Origin of the sequence: Enterococcus alishanensis (assembly GCF_019218635.1) — a bacterium.
In the GTDB taxonomy this organism is placed as follows: domain Bacteria; phylum Bacillota; class Bacilli; order Lactobacillales; family Enterococcaceae; genus Enterococcus_A; species Enterococcus_A alishanensis.
Window position 1 is genome coordinate 230,622 of record NZ_JAHUZB010000004.1, and the last position, 24,746, is coordinate 255,367.

Annotated in this window: 19 protein-coding genes; 6 read left to right on the plus strand and 13 right to left on the minus strand. The window is 37.3% G+C overall.

What is annotated here, in order from left to right:
* Positions 1 to 9: 9 nt before the first annotated feature.
* Entirely contained in the window at positions 10 to 846 is an 837-nt protein-coding gene (locus KUA55_RS11440; RefSeq protein ID WP_218326438.1) for an AraC family transcriptional regulator, read from the plus strand.
* Between the two features lie 62 nt (positions 847 to 908).
* Here the strand turns inward: KUA55_RS11440 and KUA55_RS11445 are convergent, their stop codons facing one another.
* A complete protein-coding gene (locus KUA55_RS11445; protein ID WP_218326439.1) occupies positions 909 to 3,551 on the minus strand; it encodes a calcium-translocating P-type ATPase, PMCA-type in 2,643 nt (880 codons plus the stop codon).
* 551 nt (positions 3,552 to 4,102) lie between these two features.
* Entirely contained in the window at positions 4,103 to 5,134 is a 1,032-nt protein-coding gene (gene queA, locus KUA55_RS11450; RefSeq protein ID WP_218326440.1) for a tRNA preQ1(34) S-adenosylmethionine ribosyltransferase-isomerase QueA, read from the minus strand.
* Between the two features lie 124 nt (positions 5,135 to 5,258).
* On the opposite strand from queA, the gene KUA55_RS11455 reads away from it, so the two are divergent.
* The 5 genes from KUA55_RS11455 (at position 5,259) to KUA55_RS11475 (ending at position 9,758) form a co-directional block, all read left to right on the plus strand.
* Positions 5,259 to 6,143 carry a VOC family protein gene (locus KUA55_RS11455; RefSeq protein WP_218326441.1) on the plus strand — a complete coding sequence of 295 codons (885 nt, stop codon included), beginning with the start codon at positions 5,259 to 5,261 and terminating at the stop codon, positions 6,141 to 6,143.
* A gap of 218 nt (positions 6,144 to 6,361) precedes the next feature.
* On the plus strand, positions 6,362 to 7,540 hold the full coding sequence (locus tag KUA55_RS11460; RefSeq protein ID WP_218326442.1) for a betaine/proline/choline family ABC transporter ATP-binding protein: 1,179 nt from the start codon (positions 6,362 to 6,364) through the stop codon (positions 7,538 to 7,540).
* 3 nt (positions 7,541 to 7,543) lie between these two features.
* Positions 7,544 to 8,182, plus strand: a complete 639-nt coding sequence (locus tag KUA55_RS11465) for an ABC transporter permease (RefSeq protein ID WP_218326443.1) — start codon at positions 7,544 to 7,546, stop codon at positions 8,180 to 8,182.
* On the plus strand, positions 8,183 to 9,100 hold the full coding sequence (locus tag KUA55_RS11470; RefSeq protein ID WP_218326445.1) for an osmoprotectant ABC transporter substrate-binding protein: 918 nt from the start codon (positions 8,183 to 8,185) through the stop codon (positions 9,098 to 9,100).
* A 4-nt stretch (positions 9,101 to 9,104) separates the two neighbouring features.
* Positions 9,105 to 9,758 (plus strand): ABC transporter permease, encoded by a 654-nt coding sequence (locus KUA55_RS11475; RefSeq protein WP_218326446.1) that lies wholly within the window; start codon positions 9,105 to 9,107, stop codon positions 9,756 to 9,758.
* Positions 9,759 to 9,798: 40 nt separating this feature from the next.
* Here KUA55_RS11475 and KUA55_RS11480 read toward each other — a convergent pair whose 3' ends face one another.
* From KUA55_RS11480 to KUA55_RS11530, 11 genes are all read right to left on the minus strand, one after another.
* On the minus strand, positions 9,799 to 11,631 hold the full coding sequence (locus KUA55_RS11480) for an amino acid permease (protein WP_218326447.1): 1,833 nt from the start codon (positions 11,629 to 11,631) through the stop codon (positions 9,799 to 9,801).
* A gap of 175 nt (positions 11,632 to 11,806) precedes the next feature.
* Positions 11,807 to 14,542, minus strand: coding sequence for a YhgE/Pip domain-containing protein (locus KUA55_RS11485; protein ID WP_218326449.1), 2,736 nt, complete (start codon positions 14,540 to 14,542; stop codon positions 11,807 to 11,809).
* A gap of 145 nt (positions 14,543 to 14,687) precedes the next feature.
* Entirely contained in the window at positions 14,688 to 15,005 is a 318-nt protein-coding gene (locus KUA55_RS11490; RefSeq protein WP_218326450.1) for a hypothetical protein, read from the minus strand.
* A 3-nt stretch (positions 15,006 to 15,008) separates the two neighbouring features.
* Entirely contained in the window at positions 15,009 to 15,944 is a 936-nt protein-coding gene (locus tag KUA55_RS11495; protein ID WP_218326451.1) for an NADP-dependent oxidoreductase, read from the minus strand.
* Between the two features lie 67 nt (positions 15,945 to 16,011).
* Positions 16,012 to 17,886, minus strand: coding sequence for an ABC transporter ATP-binding protein (locus tag KUA55_RS11500; protein ID WP_218326452.1), 1,875 nt, complete (start codon positions 17,884 to 17,886; stop codon positions 16,012 to 16,014).
* Positions 17,876 to 19,618, minus strand: coding sequence for an ABC transporter ATP-binding protein (locus KUA55_RS11505; RefSeq protein ID WP_218326454.1), 1,743 nt, complete (start codon positions 19,616 to 19,618; stop codon positions 17,876 to 17,878). Before KUA55_RS11505 ends, KUA55_RS11500 begins: the two co-directional genes overlap by 11 nt.
* A 183-nt stretch (positions 19,619 to 19,801) precedes the next feature.
* Positions 19,802 to 21,697, minus strand: a complete 1,896-nt coding sequence (locus tag KUA55_RS11510; protein WP_246601495.1) for a PTS fructose transporter subunit IIABC — start codon at positions 21,695 to 21,697, stop codon at positions 19,802 to 19,804.
* A 19-nt stretch (positions 21,698 to 21,716) separates the two neighbouring features.
* Positions 21,717 to 22,487, minus strand: a complete 771-nt coding sequence (gene tpiA / locus KUA55_RS11515) for a triose-phosphate isomerase (RefSeq protein ID WP_218326455.1) — start codon at positions 22,485 to 22,487, stop codon at positions 21,717 to 21,719.
* Positions 22,480 to 23,136, minus strand: coding sequence for a dihydroxyacetone kinase subunit DhaL (gene dhaL, locus KUA55_RS11520; RefSeq protein ID WP_218326457.1), 657 nt, complete (start codon positions 23,134 to 23,136; stop codon positions 22,480 to 22,482). Before dhaL ends, tpiA begins: the two co-directional genes overlap by 8 nt.
* Entirely contained in the window at positions 23,133 to 24,137 is a 1,005-nt protein-coding gene (locus tag KUA55_RS11525; RefSeq protein ID WP_218326459.1) for a dihydroxyacetone kinase subunit DhaK, read from the minus strand. The genes dhaL and KUA55_RS11525 overlap by 4 nt, the downstream gene beginning before the upstream one ends.
* A gap of 114 nt (positions 24,138 to 24,251) precedes the next feature.
* Positions 24,252 to 24,716: an RpiB/LacA/LacB family sugar-phosphate isomerase gene (locus KUA55_RS11530; RefSeq protein ID WP_218326461.1), complete on the minus strand. Its 465-nt coding sequence runs from the start codon at positions 24,714 to 24,716 to the stop codon at positions 24,252 to 24,254.
* Between the last annotated feature and the right edge of the window lie 30 nt (positions 24,717 to 24,746).

Below are 24,746 nucleotides of genomic sequence, written 5' to 3' on the forward strand. Positions count from 1 at the left end.
GGTGACCTTATGGATATCCAAATGAAAAACGATGTGAGTATCTTAGTAAATGAAGCAAAAAGTAGCCAAGAATTTCATTTGTATGAAGTGGGCTATGAGCGTTGTCGTCCGACAAAACCTTCCGAGTATGCGCCAATCGATTACTGGGTATTGCATTATTGTGTCGCCGGTGAAGGGTATTTTTCTACTCCTCAAATCAGTGAGGAGCACATTACTGCTGGAGACTTATTTATGATTCCAGCGAATTCAAAAAATATGTATTTTCCCAAAAAAGAGAATCCTTGGAGTTACCGCTGGATTGGCTTTTCTGGAAGTAAGGTAGCGTCTTTATTAGATCAAATTAATCTCAATACGCAGCATTGCGTAATTAAAGGCTCTTTTGATACAAAGATAAATATTCTGTTTGAAGAGATCTACGATTCTTTTAAAAAAGGCAATCAATTTTCAAGTATGAGTAAATCCTATGCCCTATTAGATTACCTGTTAGAAAGCTTCTCAACCAATCAAATTGTAAGTCAAAGTGAACAAGTTTTTCGAAATATTCTGTACTATATTGACGAACATTACACCCAAAATATTTCTATCCAGCAAATTGCTGAAGAACACAAAATCGATCGAACCTATCTCTTTAAACTCTTTCAAAGACATAAGGCAATCAGTCCCAGTAACTATATACAACAGCTTCGTTTACAAAAAGCTTGTTCCTTGTTAAGGAAAAGTTCATTAAATATAACGGACATTAGTTATGAAGTGGGCTTTTCATCGCCTTCTTACTTCTCCAAATTTTTTGTTGCTAATATGAAAGTTACTCCGCTTCAATACCGTAATCAATTTATTTCAACTTAAAATAAAAACACAAATGCGTCGATAAAGATATCGAGTCATTTGTGTTTTCTTTTTAGATTTTTTTAAATTTCCTCTGGATCAACTTCTGGTGCTTTGTGGAATTTAATTATTTCATTAATAATAATCGGTACAAATGAAAGTAGTACCACAATAATCCAGTGATTAAAGCTAATAGACACTAAACTAAATAATTCTTGGGTCTGTGGAATAATCGCAATTGCTGCTGTAATTCCAATCGCTAACCAGGCCATTTGAGCCAATGATTTATTAGTAGATAGGTTTACTCGGAAGATTGAGCGAGAACTTCTGACATTAAAGACATGTAAGATAGAAGAAAACGCCAATACTAAGAAAGCACAGGTTTGTGCAACTTCAAAACTTGGTTGGACAAAATAACTAATCGAAGGTACAAACGCACCAATGTAAAAGGCCGCTAAAGCAACCACAGTAAACATCAACGCATTTAAACCAATTTTTTGCCATAATCCACGAGCAAAAATACTTTCATTCCGTGGAATCGGTGGTTCATCCATAATGCCCGCTTCAGCCGGTTCACGGCCTAATGCAAAACCTGGAAGTCCATCAGCCACAACGTTAACAAATAATAGTTGAACGGCGGTAAATGGTGCACCCCAGCCTAATAACATAGCAATTAATACGATAAAAATTTCTGAGATGTTACAACTCAATAAGAAATTAATCGCTTTACGAATCCCTTGATATACCGAACGGCCCCGCGCCACTGCATCAACAATCGTTGCAAAATTATCATCTGTTAAAATCATATCCGCTGCACTTTTAGCTACATCGGTTCCGGCGATACCCATCGCACAACCAACATCGCTGGCCTTAAGTGCGGGTGCATCATTGACACCATCACCTGTCATAGCCACAACGGCACCTGATCTTTGCCAAGATTGAACAATCCGAATTTTATCTTCAGGGGTTACCCGAGCATAGACAGATAAATCTTTTACGCGTCCATCTAACTCATCGTCACTCATTTTTTGTAATTCAGCGCCAGAGATAGCTTCTTTGCGAGATTTCATGATTCCCAATTCTTTGGCAATCGCCCCTGCTGTTACAACATGGTCACCGGTGATCATAACTGTCTTAATTCCGGCTTTTTTCGCTCGTTTGATAGCGCCTTTTGACTCAGGGCGAGGCGGATCAATCATCCCGATTAAGCCCATTAGTGTTAGATTTTTTTCTAAAGCTTCTGAAGTAATTTCAGTTGGCATTTCATCATGCAAATGATACCCGACAGCGATCACTCGTAAAGCTTTTTTACCAAAACGGTCATTGACAATCGCTGCTTGATCAACATCACCATAATGGAATTTTGGCAATAGGACATCAAAAGCGCCTTTAGTAATTGATAAATATTTTTTACCCCATTTGTGAATGGTCGTCATCATTTTACGTTCTGAGTCAAAAGGAATTTCTCCCACTCGGGGATGTTTTTCTTCTAATTCAGCTTTGGTATGATAATTTTCTTCCACTGCTCGTACAATTGCAGCTTCCGTTGGATTTCCTTTGATAACTAATTCATTGTCATCATTTTCAACTAAGACATCACTACATAAAGCGGCTACTGATAATACTTCCATCGCTTCATCCGTCATACCTTCTTCAGTATCAACAACACTATCACCATGAGTCCAAACACGTCGAACCCGCATTTTATTTTGAGTTAATGTACCCGTCTTGTCAGAACAGATGACATTGGCCGAGCCTAAAGTTTCCACTGCTGGCAATTTACGGATAATGGCATTTTTCTTCGCCATTTTTTGAACACCATAAGCCAAAGTTAAGGTAACAATTACGGCTAACGTTTCTGGAACAGCCGCTACAGCTAATGAAATTGCTGTAATGAACATTTCTAATAAAGGTTCACCTTGTAAATAACCAATGAAGAACACAAAAGCCGCAGCTGCCAAAGCGATCAAACTAATTCTTTTACCAAGCTGATTTAATCGTTTTTGCAGAGGTGTTTTTTGATTATGGTCATCATTTAACAAACCGGCAATCTTACCCATTTCAGTTTGCATTCCGACCGCTGTAATGATTGCTTTCCCACGACCATTAACAATTGTTGAGCCTTTGAAGATCATATTTAATCGATCGCCTAAAGGTGCTTCATCTTCTGGAATAAAGTCAGGGTCTTTTTCAACTGGCTCACTTTCACCAGTTAAAGCTGATTCTTCTACTCTTAACTGTGAGCCTTCTGCAATTCGAGCGTCCGCTGCAATCATGGCACCAGATTCTAAGACTAAAATATCTCCCACAACTAAATCTTCTGCATCTACATCGATCGTTCTCTCATCTCGTATGACTTTTGCAGTCTGCTTATTCATATCTTCTAAAGCTGCTAAGGCTTTTTCAGCATTACCTTCTTGAACAATTGCTAATACAGCATTGATAATCACGATTGCGATAATTAGAAAGGCTTCGAAATAATCTCCGTGGTCGGTGGCGATTGCAGTGTAAAGCGAGATGATTGCTGCGACGATTAGAACGAGGGTGGTAAAATCACTAAAACTAACTAAGAATTTTTTTACCAGTGATTCCTTAGGTGGTTCATCAAATTTATTTTTTCCGTTATTTTTAAGTCGTTCGTTAACTTCCGTTTCGGTTAATCCACTTTGAATATTTGTTGCAAATTCCTCCTCTACTTCTTCAATATTTTTACGATAATCTGCCATCAAATTCCTCCTTTAAATGTTAGATAAGTTATCATATGATTTAACTATAACACAGTTTTTCTAACAGATTCAAAGAATGTGATTCGTATTTCCCTCAAAAGAGGTGAATAATTTTTTTTAATTTTATGATTGTAATCGCTTTCTTTTTCTAACTAATTATGCTATATTATAGATACAAGGAAGGAGGAAACAAAGTTCATTCGAAGAATTTCTCGGTAAGAAGTAGAATATTATAAACAGTAAAAATTGTTAGTAGTACCAGATTCACCAAAGTGCGAAAATTGAATAGAATATATGTGTGAAGTATCATTTTATAAATAGTGAATGCGCATTAGCAGTTGAGTAGTTGATCAAAATTAGAATTAAAAAAAATGCGTAAAGAGTATCGAAGATTTATGTGAAAATGTAACAACAAACAAATATTTATGTTTATCATCAAGAAATTCATGTCATACTTTACATGTATAATCAAAGTAATAACATTTCGAATGATCTTATCCTTCCGATATCTAAAAACCCCAGGCGAATCGAGCGCCTGGGGTTTTCTTGTGCTATTTTACAAACATTGCATCGCCAAAACTAAAGAAACGATATCTTTCATCAATCGCATGTTGATAAGCGGCCAAAGTGTTTTCACGCCCAGCAAAGGCGCTGACTAACATCACCAAAGTTGATTTTGGTAAATGGAAGTTGGTAGAAAAAGCTTGGACAACTTTAAATTGGTAACCTGGTGTAATGAAAATATCGGTCCAACCACTATCGGCTTTAATTTCACCATTAAATTTTGTACCGATTGTTTCTAAAGTACGGATCGATGTGGTACCTACCGCAACAATTTTTCCACCATTATTACGAACTTGATTTAATTGTTCAGCAGCATCTTCCGTTAAACGGTAAAATTCACTATGCATCTCGTGTTCCGCAATATTGTCGACACTGACTGGTCGGAAAGTACCTAAACCAACATGTAAAGTTAAGTACACTAAATTTACACCTTTGGCTTCAATTTTTTTTAATAATTCAGGAGTAAAATGTAGCCCTGCTGTCGGTGCAGCGGCTGACCCATTTTCCTTCGCATAAACTGTTTGGTAACGCTCAGGATCTTCTAGGCGTTCTTTGATATAAGGTGGTAGCGGCATTTCACCTAGGGATTCTAGATTTTCTAAAAAGATGCCTTCATATGAAAACGCAACAATACGCCCACCATGGTCTAACTCTTTTGTCACGACTGCTTTTAAGCGTCCATCGCCAAAAGAAATTTCTGTGCCAACTTTGGCTCTTTTGGCTGGTTTAATTAACGTTTCCCATTCGTCACCATTAATATTGTTTAATAGTAAAACTTCCAGATGACCACCGGTTTCTGGTTTCTCTCCATACAGACGCGCTGGTAAAACACGTGTATCGTTCATCACTAAAGCATCTCCAGCTTGCAACTCATCAATAATATGATCAAAATGGGTGTCTTTTACCTCGCCTGTTTCGCGATTTAATATTAATAGTTTTGAGCTGTCTCTTTTTGCTAGAGGGGTTTGGGCAATTAATTCTTCTGGTAAATCAAAATCAAAATCTTCTGTTGTTAGCATTTCTTCTCCTCTTTTCCATCAGCTATCTTATCACGCTTTGACTTTTGATTAAAGTCAGGTTGATTATTTGCCTTCTTTTTCTTTTGAGATATACTTACTTTAAATAAGAAAAGAGGAGAATTTTATGTTGTATCATCATATATCTTTATTAACGCGTCATAAGGAAGAAAACATTCACTTTTATACTGAAATTCTTGGCTTACGTTTCGTTAAAAATACCGTTAATCAAGAAAATTATCGAATGCCACATTTATTTTACGGCGATTATCAAGGATCTGCCGGTTCAGTAATCACTTTTTTTGCCGTACCCCATTTAGGCCATCGCTATGACAACCGTGAGTATTTGGCTGAGATTGGTTTGAATCTACCGAAAAATAGTTTGTCATATTGGCAAGAACGAATAGAAAAATTTGGCGTCTCGTATGAAGCGAAAGAAAATACGATTATTTTACATGATCCAGATGATGTTTTAATTACTTTAACTGAAACTCAAATATCTAGTTTAGAAAAAAATAAATTGGTCTTAAATGAGATCCCCGCCGATCGGCAAATCATCGATATTCGTGCCATTCATTTTTATGTGGAAAATCCAGCAGCAACAATCGATTTTTTTGAAAAATTATTGGATTGGTCTTTTGTTGATAATCGTTATGAGCCTCAAGCAAATCATTATGTTGCGATTCTCCAAAGTCAATCGACTGAAAAAACCCGTATGGGTCGTGGCAGTATCGATCACATTGCTTTTGCTGTAGAAAATGATGAGTCGTTAGAAGCTTTACACCAAAAGGCTCTCTCACAAAATTGGCAGGTAGAAAAATTAATTACCCGCGGCTACTTCAAAAGTCTCTATATTCGTGAGCCTGGTGGGATTCGTGTAGAATTTGCTACGTTGAAACCAGGATTTACTTTAGATGAAGACTTGGAGCATTTAGGCGAAACTTTGGCTTTGCCTCCTTTTTTAGCTGATCAACGTACTGAAATTGAGGCTCATTTATATCCAGATAAATAAGGTCAACGACTTGAATTCACTCAAGTCGTTTTTTTGTAGTATGACAATTTATTTTAGGTGTTTTTTTGAAAAAAAAGATTGTTCTTTTAATCGCTTTCCATAGTTGAAAAAACGCTGTCGTTTCTTTATTATTCACACCAAATTTGCATTTTTTTCCAATTAACCTCATACTTAATTTAATGAACTCATTATTTTTGATTAAAAAAAGAGGTGGAAAAATGATTCATTTTGAGAATGTATCAAAAGTTTACAACGGAAATAAAGTTGCCGTTGAAGATGTTAATTTAACGATTAACCAAGGTGAATTCGTTTGTTTTATTGGTACTAGTGGTAGTGGTAAAACAACAACGATGCGGATGATTAATCGAATGATTGATCCAACTAAAGGAACGATCACAATTGATGGGGCAGATATCAAAACAAAAAATCCAGTCGAATTACGCCGTCAAATTGGCTACGTGATTCAAAGTATTGGCTTAATGCCCCATATGACTATTCGTGAAAATATTACTTTGGTCCAAAAATTACTAAAAGTTGATCAAGCAACACGTAATAAAACAGCCGAAGAGATGATTGATTTAGTCGAGTTGCCTCGAGAAATGCTGGATCGTTATCCTAATGAACTTTCCGGTGGTCAACAGCAACGGATTGGTGTAGTGAGAGCGCTTGCGGCAGATCAAGATATTATTTTAATGGATGAGCCTTTCGGTGCCTTGGATCCGATTACGAGAGATTCACTTCAAGACTTGGTGAAGGATTTACAAGAACGTCTTGGAAAAACAATTGTCTTTGTTACCCACGATATGGATGAAGCGCTAAAATTAGCCAATCGCATTGCAATAATGGATCACGGAAAAGTCATTCAATATGATACTCCCGAAAATATTTTGCAACATCCTGCTAATTCTTTTGTTGAAGAATTAATCGGCGAAGATCGCTTATTACAAGCCAAACCTGACACAACAACGGTTGGTGAATTAATGACCGATCGAGCAATTTCCATCACATCAGAAAAAAGCTTGCAAAGCGCTATCTCACTGATGCGAGAAAAACGGGTAGATACTTTATTGGTTGTCGATGAAAACAATGTCTTGAAAGGCTTTGTCGATGTTGAAACGATTGATAAAATGCGTCGAACTGGCAAAAATATTAGTATCGGTGAAATTTATAATCCAAAAGTATTTTATGTGAAGAAATCTGCTTTGGTGCGAGATAGTTTACAAAGAATTTTAAAACGTGGTGTTAAATACGTACCGGTAGTTGACGATGACGACCGTTTAGTGGGTATTCTGACAAGGGTATCGCTAGTTGATATTATTTACGATGTTTTATGGGGCGAAGAAGATTCCTTTGCTGAAGCTGCCGAAAGTGTTGCCACCAATGGAGAGGGGGCGTAGCTTGTGCAAGCATTTATTAATGAATACGGCGGACAAATTCTAACGAAAAGTGCCGAGCATATTTATATTTCTGCACTGGCCTTAGCTTTAGGAATTTTGGTAGCTGTACCGTTGGGCATTGTTTTAACTAGATTTCAAAAAATTTCTTCTTTTGTGATCGGTTTGGCTTCAGTTTTACAGACGGTTCCTTCCTTAGCTTTATTGGCCTTAATGATTCCTTTCTTTGGCGTGGGTAAATTACCGGCAGTCATTGCGCTATTTATCTATTCTTTATTGCCAATTTTACGTAATACGTATATCGGTATGAAAAATGTCGATTGGAATTATCGTGATGTGGCCAAAGGTATGGGGATGACCAATTTACAATCAATTTTTTCTGTCGAATTACCGATTGCCATGCCAACCATCATGGCTGGGATTCGTTTAGCCGCAACTTATGTTATCGCTTGGGCGACTTTGGCTTCATATATCGGTGCCGGTGGCTTGGGAGACTTAATCTTTAGTGGACTAAATAATTTCCAACCGCCATTAATTATCGCAGGGACTGTACCAGTTATTATTATTGCTTTGCTTTCTGATTTTCTACTCGGATTATTGGAAAACAAATTGACACCGACTGCTTTAAAACAGGAGGTGGAATAAATGAAGAAAATCAAACTTTTATTCATTTTAACGGCTTCATTGGTACTTTTTAGCAGTTGTTCTTTTCCTGGATTAGCCTCTAATAATACTGAAGATACAGTAGCAATTACGGGTGGCATCACCTCAGAAGCACAAATTTTAGCCAGCATTGTCAGTGGTATGGTTGAACATTATACTGATTTAAATACAACTACCATAAATAATTTAGCTACCACAACGATTAATCACCAAGCAATGATCAATGGCGATGCCTCTATTTCAGCGGCTCGTTATACTGGAACCGATGTAACAACTACTTTAGGTTTACCAGCTGAAAAAGATCCTAAAAAAGCTTTTGAGATTGTCAGTGATGAATTTCAAAAACGCTATGATCAAACTTGGTTTCCTTCTTATGGTTTTGACAATACCTACGTTTTTCTAGTTAGAAAAGACACGGCTGAAAAATATAATTTAACTAAAGTAAGTGACTTAAAAAATATGGCTGGTGAGTTAAAAGCCGGTGTTGATACCGCTTGGATTACCCGTGAAGGTGATGGCTATGATGGCTTCCAAGAAACCTATGGCTTTTCCTTTAATTCTATTTTACCGATGCAGATTGGTTTAGTTTATGATGCTGTGGATGCTGGAAAAATGGATATCGTTTTAGGCTATTCGACTGATGGCCGGATTGCTAGTTATGATTTGGTGATGCTGGAAGATGACTTGAGTTTCTTTCCACCTTATGATGCCGCGCCGGTGGTCACTGATCGTTTATTAAAGGAACATCCAGATTTAAAAGAAGCCATGAATAAATTAAGTGGTACGATTGATACCGAACAAATGCAAAAATTAAATTATCGGGCAGATAATGATTTACTTGAACCATCTGTTGTAGCTGAAGAGTTTCTAAAAGAAAACAACTACTTTGAAGGGAAGTGATGAGATGGAAAACATGAATACATTCCAACAATTTTTCTACTATTTCCAAACCAATGGTGCTTATGTCTTCTCCCAGTTCACTCGTCACTTTTTGATTTCTATTTATGGTGTGTTGTTTGCGGCACTTGTGGGGATTCCGATTGGGATATTTATTTCTAAGCACTTTAAATTAGCCAACTGGATCATTCGAATTGCAAATATTATTCAAACGATTCCTTCACTAGCGATGATTTCTATTTTAATGTTGGGCTTAGGTTTAGGGGTAAATGTTGTTATTCTGACAGTATTTCTTTATTCTTTGTTACCGATTATCAAAAATACTTATACTGGTATGCGACAAGTCGATCGCAATGCACTAGATGTTGGTAAAGGCATGGGAATGACCGCTTGGCAAAGACTTTACATGATTGAACTGCCTCTTTCTGTTTCAGTCATTATGGCAGGGATTCGAAATGCTTTAGTCGTGGCAATCGGAATTACTGCGATTGGTGCCTTCGTTGGTGCCGGTGGTTTAGGCGATATTATTATTCGCGGAACCAATGCCACAGATGGCACGTCCATTATTTTAGCTGGTGCGTTACCTACCGCTTTAATGGCAATTATTACCGACTGGTTATTAGGTATTGTCGAAAGAAGACTAGATCCTACCAACCGATAAACAAAAAGGCGACTATCAAAAAAATTGATAGTCGTCTTCTTTATTTTTTCAGATGATAATTGTAAGTTGAGATGATAATATCATCGCGATAAGCTAATTTCAAACGTAAACGTAGCGCCGTCTGATTATGCAACGAACGTTTCCAAGCTTTATTAGGAACAAACTCAGGAATTAAGACCGTCGTAGTATAATTTCTTTCTTTAGCTGTTTTACTAATCCGCTTAACATAGCGGGTAACTGGATTAATAATTGAACGATACGGTGATCGAACAACAGAGAAACGGATATCTGGAAAATGTTTTTTAAACTCTGCTCGAATTTCTTTTTCCTTCTCTTCATTTTCCTCTAGCGAGACATGCATCGCAATCACATAATCCCCAATTGACTGAGCATAATTTAAGGCGCCAACATTCACTTGGGTAACATTCCCGACTAAAACCACCACTGTATTTCCGTCATATTCATGAATTTTTATCGGTTCATCATTGGCAATCCGTAATTGCTCCGCCACATTTTTATAATGGGTATGAATGCGATAAAAAATATACATCAGAATAGGCATAATAATAAAGAATGGCCAAATATCAGGCAAGCGGAAAACAAATAAAATTACCACTATTGAAAAAGAAATCGCAGCCCCAATGATATTAGCAATCGATTTTCTAAACCAATTTTTGCCTTCTTTGCGCCATTTTAAAACCATCCCTGTTTGTGACAAGGTAAATGGAATAAATACGCCGACTGAGTACAAAGGAATTAAACGTTCTGTTGATCCCTGGAATATCAAAAGCAAAACAATTGAACCCAATGCCAAAGTTATAATCCCGTTGGAATAACCTAAACGATCACCTCGGTCTTGATAATTATGAGGTAAGTATTTATCTTTGGCTAGATTATAAGCTAAGACTGGAAAAGCGGAAAAGCCAGTATTGGCTGCAACTGCTAAAATTAAAGCGGTGGAAAACTGTAACAAATAATACATGATTCCTTGACCACCAAAAACTGCTGAACCAACTTGCGACAAGACGGTTACTTCTGTTGTAGGAACAATTCCATACCAGTAGTTTAAAAAAGTAATCCCCGTAAAGAAAAATCCTAAGATTAAACCCATCATCGCTAAAGTGCCGGCAGCATTTTTAGCTTTTGGCTTTTTGAAAAATGGAACAGCATTACTAATCGCTTCTACCCCTGTTAAAGAAGAAGAACCAGATGAAAAGGCTCTTAACAATAAAGCAATCGTAACACCCGGTACCAGCGCTCCTGGTGCAGCTGTCGCATGATAAGCATCCATACCGGTAACAACTTTAAAGATGCCATATAAAATTAAAATCGTAATCACTGCAATAAAGGTATAAACCGGAAACATTAAAAATCCAGCTGATTCTCGCAAACCGCGTAAATTCATCAGCATAATTAACAAAACAATCACAATCGAAATTGCGACTCGGTGAGCATACAGCGACGGAATGGCTGAAGTAATTGCTTCAGCTCCAGCTGACACAGAAACTGCCACCGTCAACATATAATCTATTAAAAGTGAACCACCAGCGATTAAACCGGCGTTCTTTCCTAAATTTTCACTACTCACGACATAAGCGCCACCGCCATGGGGATAGGCATGAATAATTTGTCGATAAGATAAAATTAAAGATGTTAATAAAACTAAAACGACTGCAGCAATCGGTAAAGAATACCAAATTGCAGCTGCTGATAAAGTGACCAGCACAACAACAATTTGCTCCGTTCCATAAGCGACTGATGATAATGCATCAGAAGACAGCATTGCAAGTGCTGCAAAACGGGATAAACTTTGGCCTTCGTCCTCCGAAGATTTTAATGGGCGTCCCACTAATAAACGTTTAAGATAATCCACTTTTTCCACTCCTCTAATTACTGCAAACAAGCGCAATATTACTCGCCTCCATGTGAAAAGTCAATCATTTTTTTCAATCATTAAAAAGCTTATTTTCAAAAAAATATAAGTTATTTTTTCAGCAAAAAAAAGCAACGAACTTCAGTCAAAAATAACTGTCGTTCGTTACTCTTTATCAATGGAAAATTTTACTTTCATGGGCAACCTTTGTAAGTTTTTTTAGATGCGGTTCTAACACCGGATACATCCATACTCCGATCACGCCAAAACCAACGAATAAGCCAATCAAAATCCAGATCGCTGGTGTAGCATTCGGCCAATAAATTCCGCCGGCGCTTTCCCGTAATAGATTCACTGCGTGGGTAAAAGGTAACCATGGATTTACCGCTTGGAAAAATTTCCCAGAAACTTGGATTGGATAATTTCCGCCTCCGCCAGAAATCGACAGTACTAAAATAATAATCGCAATCCCTTTTCCTACTGTTCCAAATAGCGCAACCAAGGTGTATACAATCATAGTAAAGGCCAGTGCAACTAAAACTGCAAAGATGACACTTTCCACTGGATCTTTTGTGTAAACACCGAGAATAAATAAATTTCCCAGCGTTACAATTAAAGCTTGAATCGTGCCAACAACTAAATAAGTTCCTAAACGTGCACCATATTGTTCTCGTTTAGTGTAACGCCCGCGATCTTTTTTATCTAAAGCAAAACTGGTGGTTGTGACACTTGAAAATAATACTGCCCCCACCCATAAACACAATGCTGTATAAAAAGGTGTGCTGGCTGAGCCGTTATTTTCAATCGGATAATAAGTATTTGTTTTCAATTCGACAGGACTAGCGAAGAAATCACTTTCTTTTGTTGCATCTAGTTTCAGTAATTTTACAATCTCGCCTAAGTCAACTGTTTTTTCTCCTTGATTGATGGCGGTGGCAGCCTTTTGAATACCTGCTTTTAAACTAGGCCAATCATTATTAATTAAATCAGTCGCCAGATTTAGCGCATTTTCGACATCAGGCAATTTTTGATTTGCGACATTCAAGCCATTAGTTAAATCACTTTTCACTCCAGGCCAATCGTTTTGGACAAAATTAGCAGCGGTGTTTAATTTATCTGCTACCACTGGCAGTTCATTTTGATATAAATCTGCCGCCGTATTGATACCCCCGACAATTTCAGTCATATGACCACTTAGCAATGTATTGGCATCGTGAATTTCTTGGCCAATTGCTGGCATTTGAGCTTGATATTTTTCTAAAATCGTCACAGCTTGATTGACTGTTTTAGCCGTTGAGTTCAGCAATGAATTAAAATCAATTTGTTGGGCTTGGGTTAAGACTCCTTGTGCCGTATCAATCGTAGTGATTAGTTTTGTCAGCACATTTTCCACAATACCGCTAGCAGCATTAACATCAATACTACCAACTAAGGTTGAAATATTATTTGCGGCAGCTGTAATTTGATCCAACAGCTGAGTGGCTTCATCAACATTGCCATTTTGGACAGCCGTGTTTAATGAAGTCAGACGATTGTTTATATCGGTCAATACATCTTTCAAATTTGTTAATTGGCTAATCAGAGTAGCCAACTTTTGGCTTTGTTCAGTCAAACCATTTTGATCGGCGGCTGTTTTTAATTGATCTAATAAATTGGTTAGACCATCAATTGCAGTTTGTTGATTCGCAATGTTACTTTGAAAATCGGTTATCAATCGATTAATATCTGCTTTTTCTTGATCAGTTAATTGGTGATCTGTTAGATAGGTTGAAATTTGGCTACTAATCGCGCTAGTAGTATTAGCTACTTCACCTATCGAAGTCAACGTGACTTGAACGCTGTTAGAAATATTAGGAATCGCAGCTTGTAATTGTTCGGCACCCTTTTTAGTGGCATCAGCAAAATCAGTAGCTTGGTTTCCTAATTTTTCAACATCCGGTAAAATTGCTTGCACTTGTTGGATAACTTGTAATCCTTGTTTAGCATCGTTAATACCGTCAGTCATCGTTTGTTGAATATTTGCAAAATCACTGTCCACTTGATTTAATTGTCCAGCGGCTTGTTGGATTTCCGGAATCTTATCTTGAATCGTTAAAATTACGCCGGCTTGCTTTTGAATCGTCGGCATTTGTTGATTTAATTTTACTAGCTTTTGTCCCATTTGATCGATTTCAGGTAGATAAGCCGTCAATTCATTAGCTTTGGCAAGTTTAGCTTTTAATTCTGGCATTTTCCCTTGCAGAGCCACTACTTCTTGGGTGTATTTATCAATTTCGTCTAAATTATCATTGGTTGTTAAAATCAGATCTTTGACTTTATTGATCGATACCAGATTACTATCGATGTCATACCCTACTTGATTGAAAACCTTCAACAAGGTGTCGCTAGCAGTTCCGATAAATTCGGTACTGATTTCTGATTGAATGGAGGTGGCCCCTTTATCAGTAATTTTAGGCGCAATCGCATTAATCTTTTGATTTAGATAATATTCAATTTTTGGTTTCTTGATATCACCAGTAGTAAAACTCATTAAATCACTGGAAAATTCTTTTGGTAAATAAATACCTGCATAATATTTGCCTGACTTGACGCCTTCTGTTAATTCCTTTTTCGAATCTACAAAGCGCCAGCCAAGTTGTTTATTTTGATGCAGATTTTCAATCACCTGCTGACCAATTTCTACATCCTGCGATTGAAAAGTTGTCCCAGCATCATTACTGTATACCGCAATCGGCAATTCACTAGTATTAGAATATGGATCCCATAAGGCTTTTATATTAAACCACGCATACAGTGATGGAATCACCATTAGTGCAATCATCAAGAATACGGCAATCGGGTTTTTCCCGATTCGTTTCCAATCTAAGATAAATAATTTAAAGGTATTTTTTAATGACTGTAAAATTTTCATTGCATTCACCCATTCACATAATTTCGCTTATTTAATGTAGCATGCTTTTTCCCTACAATTCAATCCTAGCGACTTTTGTTGGAGGCCAAAATGCGACAATTATTTTATTTTGTCAAAATTGAAAACCTTTTCTTGGTAAATTTTATTAAGAAAAAGTTAACGCCTTTGCCTGTAAAAATTTATCTAACAGTGCATCAGTCGCTACCAACAGCTGTTCTTGATCGGCTGCTTGCAGGCGAACAATCGGTGTACTTTCCAAATCAATCAGACTAACGGGATTGACTCCATCAGAATTTTTTTCTAGGGTAATTTCGGGATTCTGAACTTTTTCACCACAAGGTCCGGGAGCTAAATAAGCAATTTTATAACCATTTTCGGTTTCTCTAATACGATAGAAGCCGGTATCAATAAAACTCAACTCATCAAAATTCGCTAAAACCATCTGCCATTTTTCTTGATTCATCCCTTACACCCTTTCAATTACAATTTTTCCAGCTGGTGGATGACCTTCTAACATTTCGTGGGCTTTAATCACGCTTGCCAAAGTAAAAGGTAAACTATCAGCCATCTTGATTTGTATAGCATCTTTTTCATACAATGCTACTAATTTTTCTAAGGCTTCTAGATCTGAATAATCTTTTGAAGGACCAAAATGTAAGTAGTTTCCAGCCTTACTTTGATCCTCTGGCAACTGATTTAAGGCCACATAATTGCCGCCAGTTTTCATAATTTTCACACCTGAAGCACTGCTACGACCACCCTTTGTTCCGTCAATCACAGTGTCAGCTGTCTCAGCAAATCTTTCACCGGCATCTTCTTTGTCGTAAGCAGAAAATTCATCCGCCCCTAATTCACGCACATAAGCCTCATTACGACTTGACGCAGTCGCCAAAACTTTTTTGCCGTTGGCTTTTAATAATTGAACCAATAAAGAGCCAACTGAACCTGAAGCTCCTTGTACCATGACTATTTCACCAATTTGATTTCCTAATAAATGAGTCACCATGTTATATGCCGTAATCCATGGTGTCACGAAACCAGCAGCTTGTGCAAATGACATTTTTTCAGGTTTTTTAATTAATTTATGTCCTGGTAAAACTAATTCTTCACCATTAGCACCTCCGACAGAATGTGCAATGACTGCATCTCCTACCGCCACATTTTTGATATCTGCACCAATTTCTGTCACAATCCCAGCCGAATCATTGCCTAAGACATAAGGAAATTTCAAAGGACGGAAACTTTTCATATTTCCTAAACGAACCGACACATCATAAGGATTTACGCCAAAAGCTTTCACTTCCACTCTGACATGGGTAGCATCAACTTCTCGGGAACTCGCCTCAATTTCTTCAAATACATCAGCAGCTTTTCCATAATCTTTGATTGCAAATCTTTTCATTTGATTCATCCTTTCTTTAAATGACAAAAACACCATGCAGCAACTACACAGTGTCTTGTCTTTTTATTTAATCCAGTTCAACTTTACCTGTGTATAGTTGATAGTATAACCCATGTTCGGCTAATAAGCTGTCATGATCTCCCCGTTCAATGATTTGACCGTGATCCATTACCATAATCACATCAGAATTTTGAATAGTAGATAAGCGATGGGCAATCACGAAAACGGTGCGACCTTCCATTAATCGATCCATTCCAGATTGAACGATACTTTCTGTTCGCGTATCAATACTAGAAGTCGCTTCATCCATAATCATTACTGGCGGATCTGCAATTGCAGCGCGAGCAATTGCTAATAATTGACGTTGCCCTTGTGACAAGCCTTCACCATCACCTGTAATGATCGTGTCGTATTTTTGCGGCAAATGTTTAATAAACATATCAGCATTTGATAATTTTGCAGCTGCATAGACTTCTTCATCAGTCGCTGCTAAACGACCGTAACGAATATTTTCTTTGATACTCCCGGTAAATAAATGCGTATCTTGTAAAACCATTCCTAAAGAACCTCGTAGGGAATTTTTTTTGATTTTTTTGATATTGATGCCATCATAACGGATTTTTCCATCTTGAATATCGTAAAAACGATTGATTAAATTAGTAATTGTCGTCTTACCAGCACCCGTTGCTCCAACAAAAGCAACTTTTTGTCCTGGCTCTGCATATAAATTAATATCATGCAAGACAACATGTTTACCATCATAACTAAAGTCAACATCTTCAAAGCGGACATCGCCAGTTAATTTTGTATAGGTAGTCGTACCGTCTTCATGAGGATGTTTCCACGCCCACATACCAGTCCGATCAGTAGTTTCAGTAATCACACCGTTTTCTTCTTTGGCGTTTACTAAAGTAACGTAACCATCATCTGTTTCTGGCTGTTCATCCATCAATTCAAAAATCCGATCCGCACCAGCTAACGCCATAATAACGAAATTAATTTGTTGGGAAATTTGGCTGATAGGACCGTTTAATGAACGACTTAATTGTAAGAAAGAAGCAATCATCCCTACTGTCAAAATAGATACATTGTAAACCGCTAGTAAGCCACCAATAATTGCTACCAAAACATATTGGATATTTAATAAGTTCATCATAATGGGCATTAACATATTGGCATTACTGTTGGCATCTGTCGCACTTTCTTTGAGTTTTTCATTAATTTCATCAAATTCAGCAATCGAAGCGGCTTCGTGATTAAATACTTTAACCACTTTTTGACCATGCATCATTTCTTCAATATAACCATTAACGAGACCAATATTTTTTTGCTGCGCACCAAAGAAACGCCCACTTCTTTGAGAAATAAAACGAATCATAAACATCATGGCAGTAACTGAAATCATCACAAATATTGTCAATGGAATGCTCAAACTGATCATCGCAACAAAGACAGAAATAAAAGTCACTAAAGCGGTCAGTAAATTGGGGATACTTTGTGAGATCATTTGTCGTAAGGTATCAGTATCATTGGTAAAATGACTCATAATATCGCCGTCAGAGTTGGAATCAAAATAATTTAACGGTAATTGCTCCAACTTATCAAACATCTCATCCCGAATTTTCTTTTGCGTACCTTCAGAAACCCGCACCATGATTAAGTTGTATCCTAAAGTTCCTAGAATTCCAACCACATAAATACTAGCCATCGTCAAAATTGCTTTTAACAAACCACTAAAATCAGGATTGCTCGAACCAATCAATGGTGTGATGTAATCGTCAATAACTACTCGTAAGAATAATGAGCCCCGCACATTAGCAAAAGCACTAAATAAAATCATGACAAAAACAATCATTAAACGGAATTTATATTGCTTGATCATAATACCTAACAAGCGCTTTAAAGTTTTCATCGGGTTAGTGGGCATTTTTTTATTCTTCATGTGCTTCACCAAACCCTTTCTCTTGAGAATTAAAGACTTCTTGATAGATTTGATTGTTTCCCATCAATTCATCATGGGTACCAACGCCATTTATCTTACCGTCGTCCAGCACAATGATTCGATTGGCATCTTGAATTGAGCTGATCCGTTGAGAAATAATAAAGGTAGTAGTCCCGGGAATTTCTTTTTCCAAGCCATCACGAATCGCACGATCTGTTTTAGTATCTACTGCGCTAGTAGAATCATCCAAAATCAAAATTTTTGGTTTTTTCAGTAACGCTCTAGCGATTGTCAAACGCTGTTTTTGTCCACCAGAAACATTATTCCCACCTTCAGAAATCATCGTATTATAGCCATCAGGAAATTCATTGATAAATTCATCGGCTTGGGCAACTTTAGCTGCAGCTTGGACCTCTTCATCTGTTGCTTGAGGATTTCCCCAGCGTAAGTTTTCATAAATTGTACCAGAGAATAAAACATTGTTTTGCAGAACCATGCCAACTTGATCTCGTAAGGTTTCCAAATCATAATCCCGTACGTCATTTCCGCCAACTAAGACCTGTCCCTGAGTTACATCATACAGCCGTGGAATTAATTGAACCAAAGAAGATTTTGAACTTCCGGTTCCACCGACGATCCCGATTACTTCACCCGATTGAATCGATAAATTAATATTTTCTAAAACTAGCTTATCCATGTCATCTTGATAACTGAAGCAGACATCTTTAAAAACGACCGAACCATCTGAGACACTCATCAATGGATTGGCACCATTTTTCAAATCACTTTCTTCATCCAACACTTCGGTAATCCGTTCAGCAGAAGAACGCGCCGTCATCAATTGAACAAATGTCATTGATAACATCATTAAACTCATCAAAATTTGCATCGTATAGTTGAACATACTCACTAGTTCACCTGTAGAAAATGAGCTATCATCTACAATAAAACGAGCACCAAACCAAGAAAGCAACAACATACAAGTGTAAATCGCCATTTGTAATAACGGCATATTAAAAGCTACAATCGTTTGCGCTTTCGAAAAATTGTTATAAACCGTTTGAGAAACATCGCTAAATTTCTTTTCTTCAAAATCTTCTCGCACATAAGCTTTTACAACTCGAATGCCTTGTAAATTTTCATTAACCACTTGATTTAACCGATCGTATGTACGAAACACTTTCATAAAAATTGGATGGGCAAAATGGACAATAATTCCTAAACCAATCCCTAGAATCGGTACCACCACTACATAAATCAATGATAAATCACGGTTAATATAAAATGTCATAATCAAAGAGAAAATCAAAATCAAGGGTGAACGCACCAAGATTCGAATAATCATTTGATAGGCATTTTGAACATTGGTGACATCGGTGGTCATCCGTGTAATCAAACTGGAGCCAGAAAAACGGTCAATATTGGAAAATGAAAAGCCTTGAATTCTTTCAAACAAGGTATGGCGTAAATTTTTAGCAAAACCCGCTGACGCTTTGGCAGCCGAACGAGCGCCTAAAGTTCCCGAAAATAAAGCAAAAATAGCACAAACAAATAAAAGTCCACCAAATTCAAGTATTTTCCCGCTATTACTTTTTTGAATTCCTTGGTCGATTAAGGCCGCCATAATTAAGGGCATTATTACATCCATCAAGACTTCACCAAAGGTATATAACGGCGTTAATAACGATTGTTTTTTATACTCTCCAACATTGGCTAATAGTTTTTTCAGCATTCCTTCACTTCCTTTCAAAATAATAATTATACTTTCTTACCTAGTATAAATTTTTATTGCCCATAATTCTAATATTTTCCCTCTAAAATAAGAAATTACAAAATAAAAAACTACCCTTCAATTTTAGAAGAATAGTTTATGATAAACAGAATTTATTTTTACGGTAATCGTTTAACTTATTTTTTATACTTTGTTAGGATTTTTTGTGACTAATCCTACTAATAATCCGGTTACAACCGTACCAGCAACAATTGCAACAATATACATCAATAAATTATTCATTACACCTGGAATAAACATTACCCAAATTCCACCATGTGGTGCTCTTGAAGCACAACCTGCAGTAATTGAAATAGCTGCCGCGACTGCTGAACCCGCCATCAAACTCGGAATGATTCGGAAGGGATTTGCGACTGCAAAAGGAATTGCGCCTTCAGTAATATATGACGCACCCATAATCCAACAAGACATTCCTGCTTCTCTTTCTTTTTGCGAGAATTTCTTTTTGAATAAAACAGTTGCCAAAGCAATTCCTAACGGCGGCGTCATTCCTGCCACCATACAAGCGGCAATTGGTTCGTACACACCATTAGCCATCATCCCCATCGCAAATGTTGCCATTGCTTTATTTAACGGTCCACCCATGTCAAACGCCATGAAGCAGCCAATTAATATGCCAAATAGTACGCCATTCGTTGTACCTAATGAATTTAACCAATCATTAAGGAAATTCATTAAGGCTGCAATTGGTTGACCAATTAAAAATTTCATTACTAGTCCGGTGATTAAAACTGAAAGTAACGGGACAATAATTAGATTTGATAACGCTTGAATTGATTTTGGTACTTTTAAATGTTTTACAATAAAAGCTGTCAGATAACCAGCGAACATCCCGCCGACTAATCCGCCTAAAAATCCTGCGCCACTTGTACTTGCTAACATTCCGCCAATCACACCTGGTGCAATCCCGGGACGTCCGGCAATGGAATAAGCTACCCCACCAGCTAAAATTGGTACCATTAAAGCTAAAGCTGTTCCGCCACCGATTTCATTTAAAGCAGCAGCTAAAACATTATAAGATGCACTCGTTGGATCACTGGCTTCAATCCCAAATGCAAAACTTAACGCTGTGATAATTCCACCGGCAATGACAAACGGTAACATAAAATTAACACCAGTCATAAAGTGCGTATAGATGCCTTTTTTCTCTTCTTGTGACTCGTTACTGGAGTCCGTGACTTTGTTGGCAATTTTAACTTTACCTTGCGGATTTTCTAAAACTTCCGTTAATAATGATTCGGCTTTTTTTAACGGCACCGCAACTTTTACTTCAACAAAAGGTTTGTCGGCAAAACGTTCTTTTTCTTTTACGTTAGTATCTACCGCAAAAATTACGCCGTCCGCTTGGGCAATCATTTCCTTGGTTAACCTATCTTCAATACCACTGGCACCTTGCTTTTCAATATGCACTTTGACGCCTAATTTTTTTCCAGCTTCTTCCAAAGCTTCGGCAGCCATATACGTATGGGCGATACCCGTCGTGCAGGCAGTTACACCGACAATAAATTTATCCGTAGCAACCACTGGTTCCGCATCTTCTTCAGATTTTTTTTGATCGCGATCTTGTAGAATCGTGTAAACTCCTTGCGCTGTTGTTGCTCGATGAATCGATTGGATAAAATTTGGATCCATTAATTGAACAGATAATTCAGAAAGTAATTTTAAATGAGTGCTGCCAGCTTTATCTGCCGGTACTGCTAAAAGAAAAATAGTTTCAACTTGATTTTCTTGATTGACAGATTCCCAAGCAGAATTTGTCAAAGGGTTTTCTAAAGTCATCACCGCAAAAGCTGGTTTTAAAACTGCTGAACTTTTTCCGTGGGGAATTGCTAAACCATTTTCCATCCCGGTAGCAGATTCTTCTTCTCTTTGCAGGACTGAATCCAAAAAAGCTTTTTTATCAGCGACAATTCCTTGAGCAAAAAACAACTCGATCATTTCCTTCAAGATTGCCTCTTTACTGATCAATTTTTGATTGACTAAAATAAGCTTTTGACTGGTCATTTCATGTAATTCCATCTTTTTTCCTCCTTATGTTTTAAACATAATTTTTATTTGCGAATAAAATAATTTCTTTAAATTTTTCAATTTCCCAAGCTGTTCGACCAATAAATAAACCATCGACATTTTTTTTAGATAAAAGCTCTTGGTAATTCGCTAAATTCACACTGCCGCCATAGAGCAACGGAATTTCCTGTCCGATTTCTCCAGCCAAAGTCATTAAACAATCACGCATTACTTGATGGATTTCTTCCACATACGTTGGTTCAGCTGGTACACCATTTTCACCGATGGCCCAGACTGGCTCATAAGCAATCATGACATTTTTTAGTTCTTCAACAGTCAGTTTTGCCAAACCAATTTGTAATTGTCGTAAGACAGTGGCAGAGCTAGCATTGCTGTCTTTTTCCAATGCATTTTCACCAACACATAAAAGTGGACGCATCTTAAAATCGACGGAAGCTTTAACTTTCTTAGCTAACTCTTGATCGGTTTCGCCAAAAAATTGTCTTCTTTCCGAATGTCCTAATTCATTGATGGTGACGCCAATTTCTTTTAATTGTTTTGGCGAAATTTCGCCGGTATACGCACCTTCTGCTATACTAGCCATATTTTGCGAACCAATCCAACAATTTTTTTGTTGTGTTTTTTCGATAGCTTCACTAATTGTTAAAAAAGAAGGGATCACAAATACTTGAATGTCCGAGGAAATATTTTGGGTGATTTCATTCACCCTTTTAATGTATTCAAGCGTTTCTTGATAACCTTTAAACATTTTCAGATTAGTGCCTAGATAAATCTTACTCACGATTATTTTCCACCTCGCTAACATATTCCAACATTGTCGCGAAAATTAATGCGACCGAAGTAGCTCCGGCATCTTGAAAGCCTAATGTTCTTTCGTAGAGATTTTTTGAGCGTCCATGTTTTGAAACCATTTCTTTGGTCGCCAAAACCCCCGTTTCAGCAGCCGTGGTTGCCGTCGATAGAATCGTCACAAAATCAGCTTCTCTTGAAAAATTCTTTTCCATCGCCTTAACTGCCGGTTCTAACGCATCAACCATCGTTTTATCGCCCGCTGAGGCACCCCCACGTTTTTTTATACATTCAACCGCTTTTTTATAGCCTTTGATTAGTTGATTCACTTCTAATTGTGTCGCATCTTTTGTTTCTTCTGCTAAAGAAATATAAATACTGGCAAAAAGAACGCCGGAAGCTCCGCCCATTGAAGACAAGAGAGCCATGCCCATGTCTTTATAAAAATCACTAACCGTCTCATACTTTTTATTTTGTGCTAGCATCTTTTTTACCGCTGAAAACCCAACATACATCCCTTCTCCATGATCGCCATCGCCAATTTTCCGATCAATTTCACCAAGATATTCTCGATTTTCAATAATTGTATCTGCCACGGATATCTGCATGTCTTTTAATTGGTTAATTGTTATCGTTTTCATTTTTTGCCTCCAATTTGTTGAAAAGGCATCGAATAGTCATCGTGGTATAGATCAATCAATTCATCATCCATCTCAAGAATTGAAACCGAAAATCCATTCATATCATTGGTCGTGAAATAATTTCCAATGACTACATCAACAATTGATAAGCCCATCTTTTGCGTTTCTTGAAGAATGGTTCTTGAAATCAACAATTCTTCCATCAAAGTGAACGAACCTAACCCATTTATTAAAATTCCAATCTTGGCATTTTCTTTAAAAGCCTCATTTTTTCCAAGATTCTGTACAATCAACCGGCTTAATTCTTCTGCCGACATTAGATCGATTAGATTTTTTCCTGGTTCACCGTGGACACCAATCCCAAATTCCAATTTATCTTCAGCTATTTCAAAATTAGGTTTTCCAGTCAATGGATTGATGCCCGGATTAATTCCAACACCTAACGAATAAAGTCGCTGATTGACTTTTTTTCCGATACGTAAACATTCTAAAAAGCTGTAACCTCTTTCAGCTGCGGCACCTAAAATTTTTATGACAAAAACAATTCCAGCAACGCCCCGTCGCTCTTGTTTATTCATATTATCGGAAGAGCCGATGTCATCAGAAACGACGATATTTTCAACTTCAACACCGTCAAGTCTCAATAAATCAGTTGCCATACCAAAATTTAAAAGATCGCCAGAATGATTACCATATAGAAAAAGAATCCCTGCACCATTGTCGACTGCTTTAGCTGTTTCAACAACTAACAACGGATTTGGTGCCGTAAACATATTTCCGATAGCTACTGCATCCGCCAAACCTTTTCCTAAAAAGCCGAAAAACATTGGTTCATGCCCACTACCACCGCCAACTACGATACTCACTTTTTTTTCGTTTCTGTTAATATAACGCAGCGCATTTTGATCATTAATGCGCTCGTAAGCGGAGGGAAAAGATAAAACAATTCCCTCAATCATTTCAGCCACAAGGTTTTCTGGATGATTCATTATTTTTTTCATAACGATAATCCTTTCAGATTGATATCAATTTTTTTACAATCAACAGACCGATATATTTATTAGTCACCGTCATCTGATACCGGTCTCTTAAACGACGCAATCATAATGTTGTCATTAATTAATCCCGCTAACCGTAATATTTTTTAATTCTTTTTCATAAGTCATGATGCGTTCAATTTTTGGTGTTGATCGACCATCGACAAATGTTTCACCTAGATTGATTTTTACTAATTCTTTTACTAGATTAAAACCTAAAACTTGTTGCCCAAAAGTAATGATTTGTGCATGATTACTCAACTCCGCTCTTTCAGCCGAGTAAGCATCAGTAATATTCGCCGCACGGATGCCAGGGACTTTATTTGCGGCAATTGCCATGCCAATCCCAGTACCACAAATTAAAATGCCACGATCAAACTCTTGATTTAATATTTTCTTTCCTAATGCGACAGCCACATCTGGATAATCTTCATTTTCTTGTAACAAGACAACTTCTGCCTCGTGTCCTAATTCATTCACAAATTTTAATAAATCATCACGATAAGCGATGCCGTTACTATCTGATCCAATACCAATTTTCATTTTGCCATGCTCCTTCGTTTATTTAGTCAG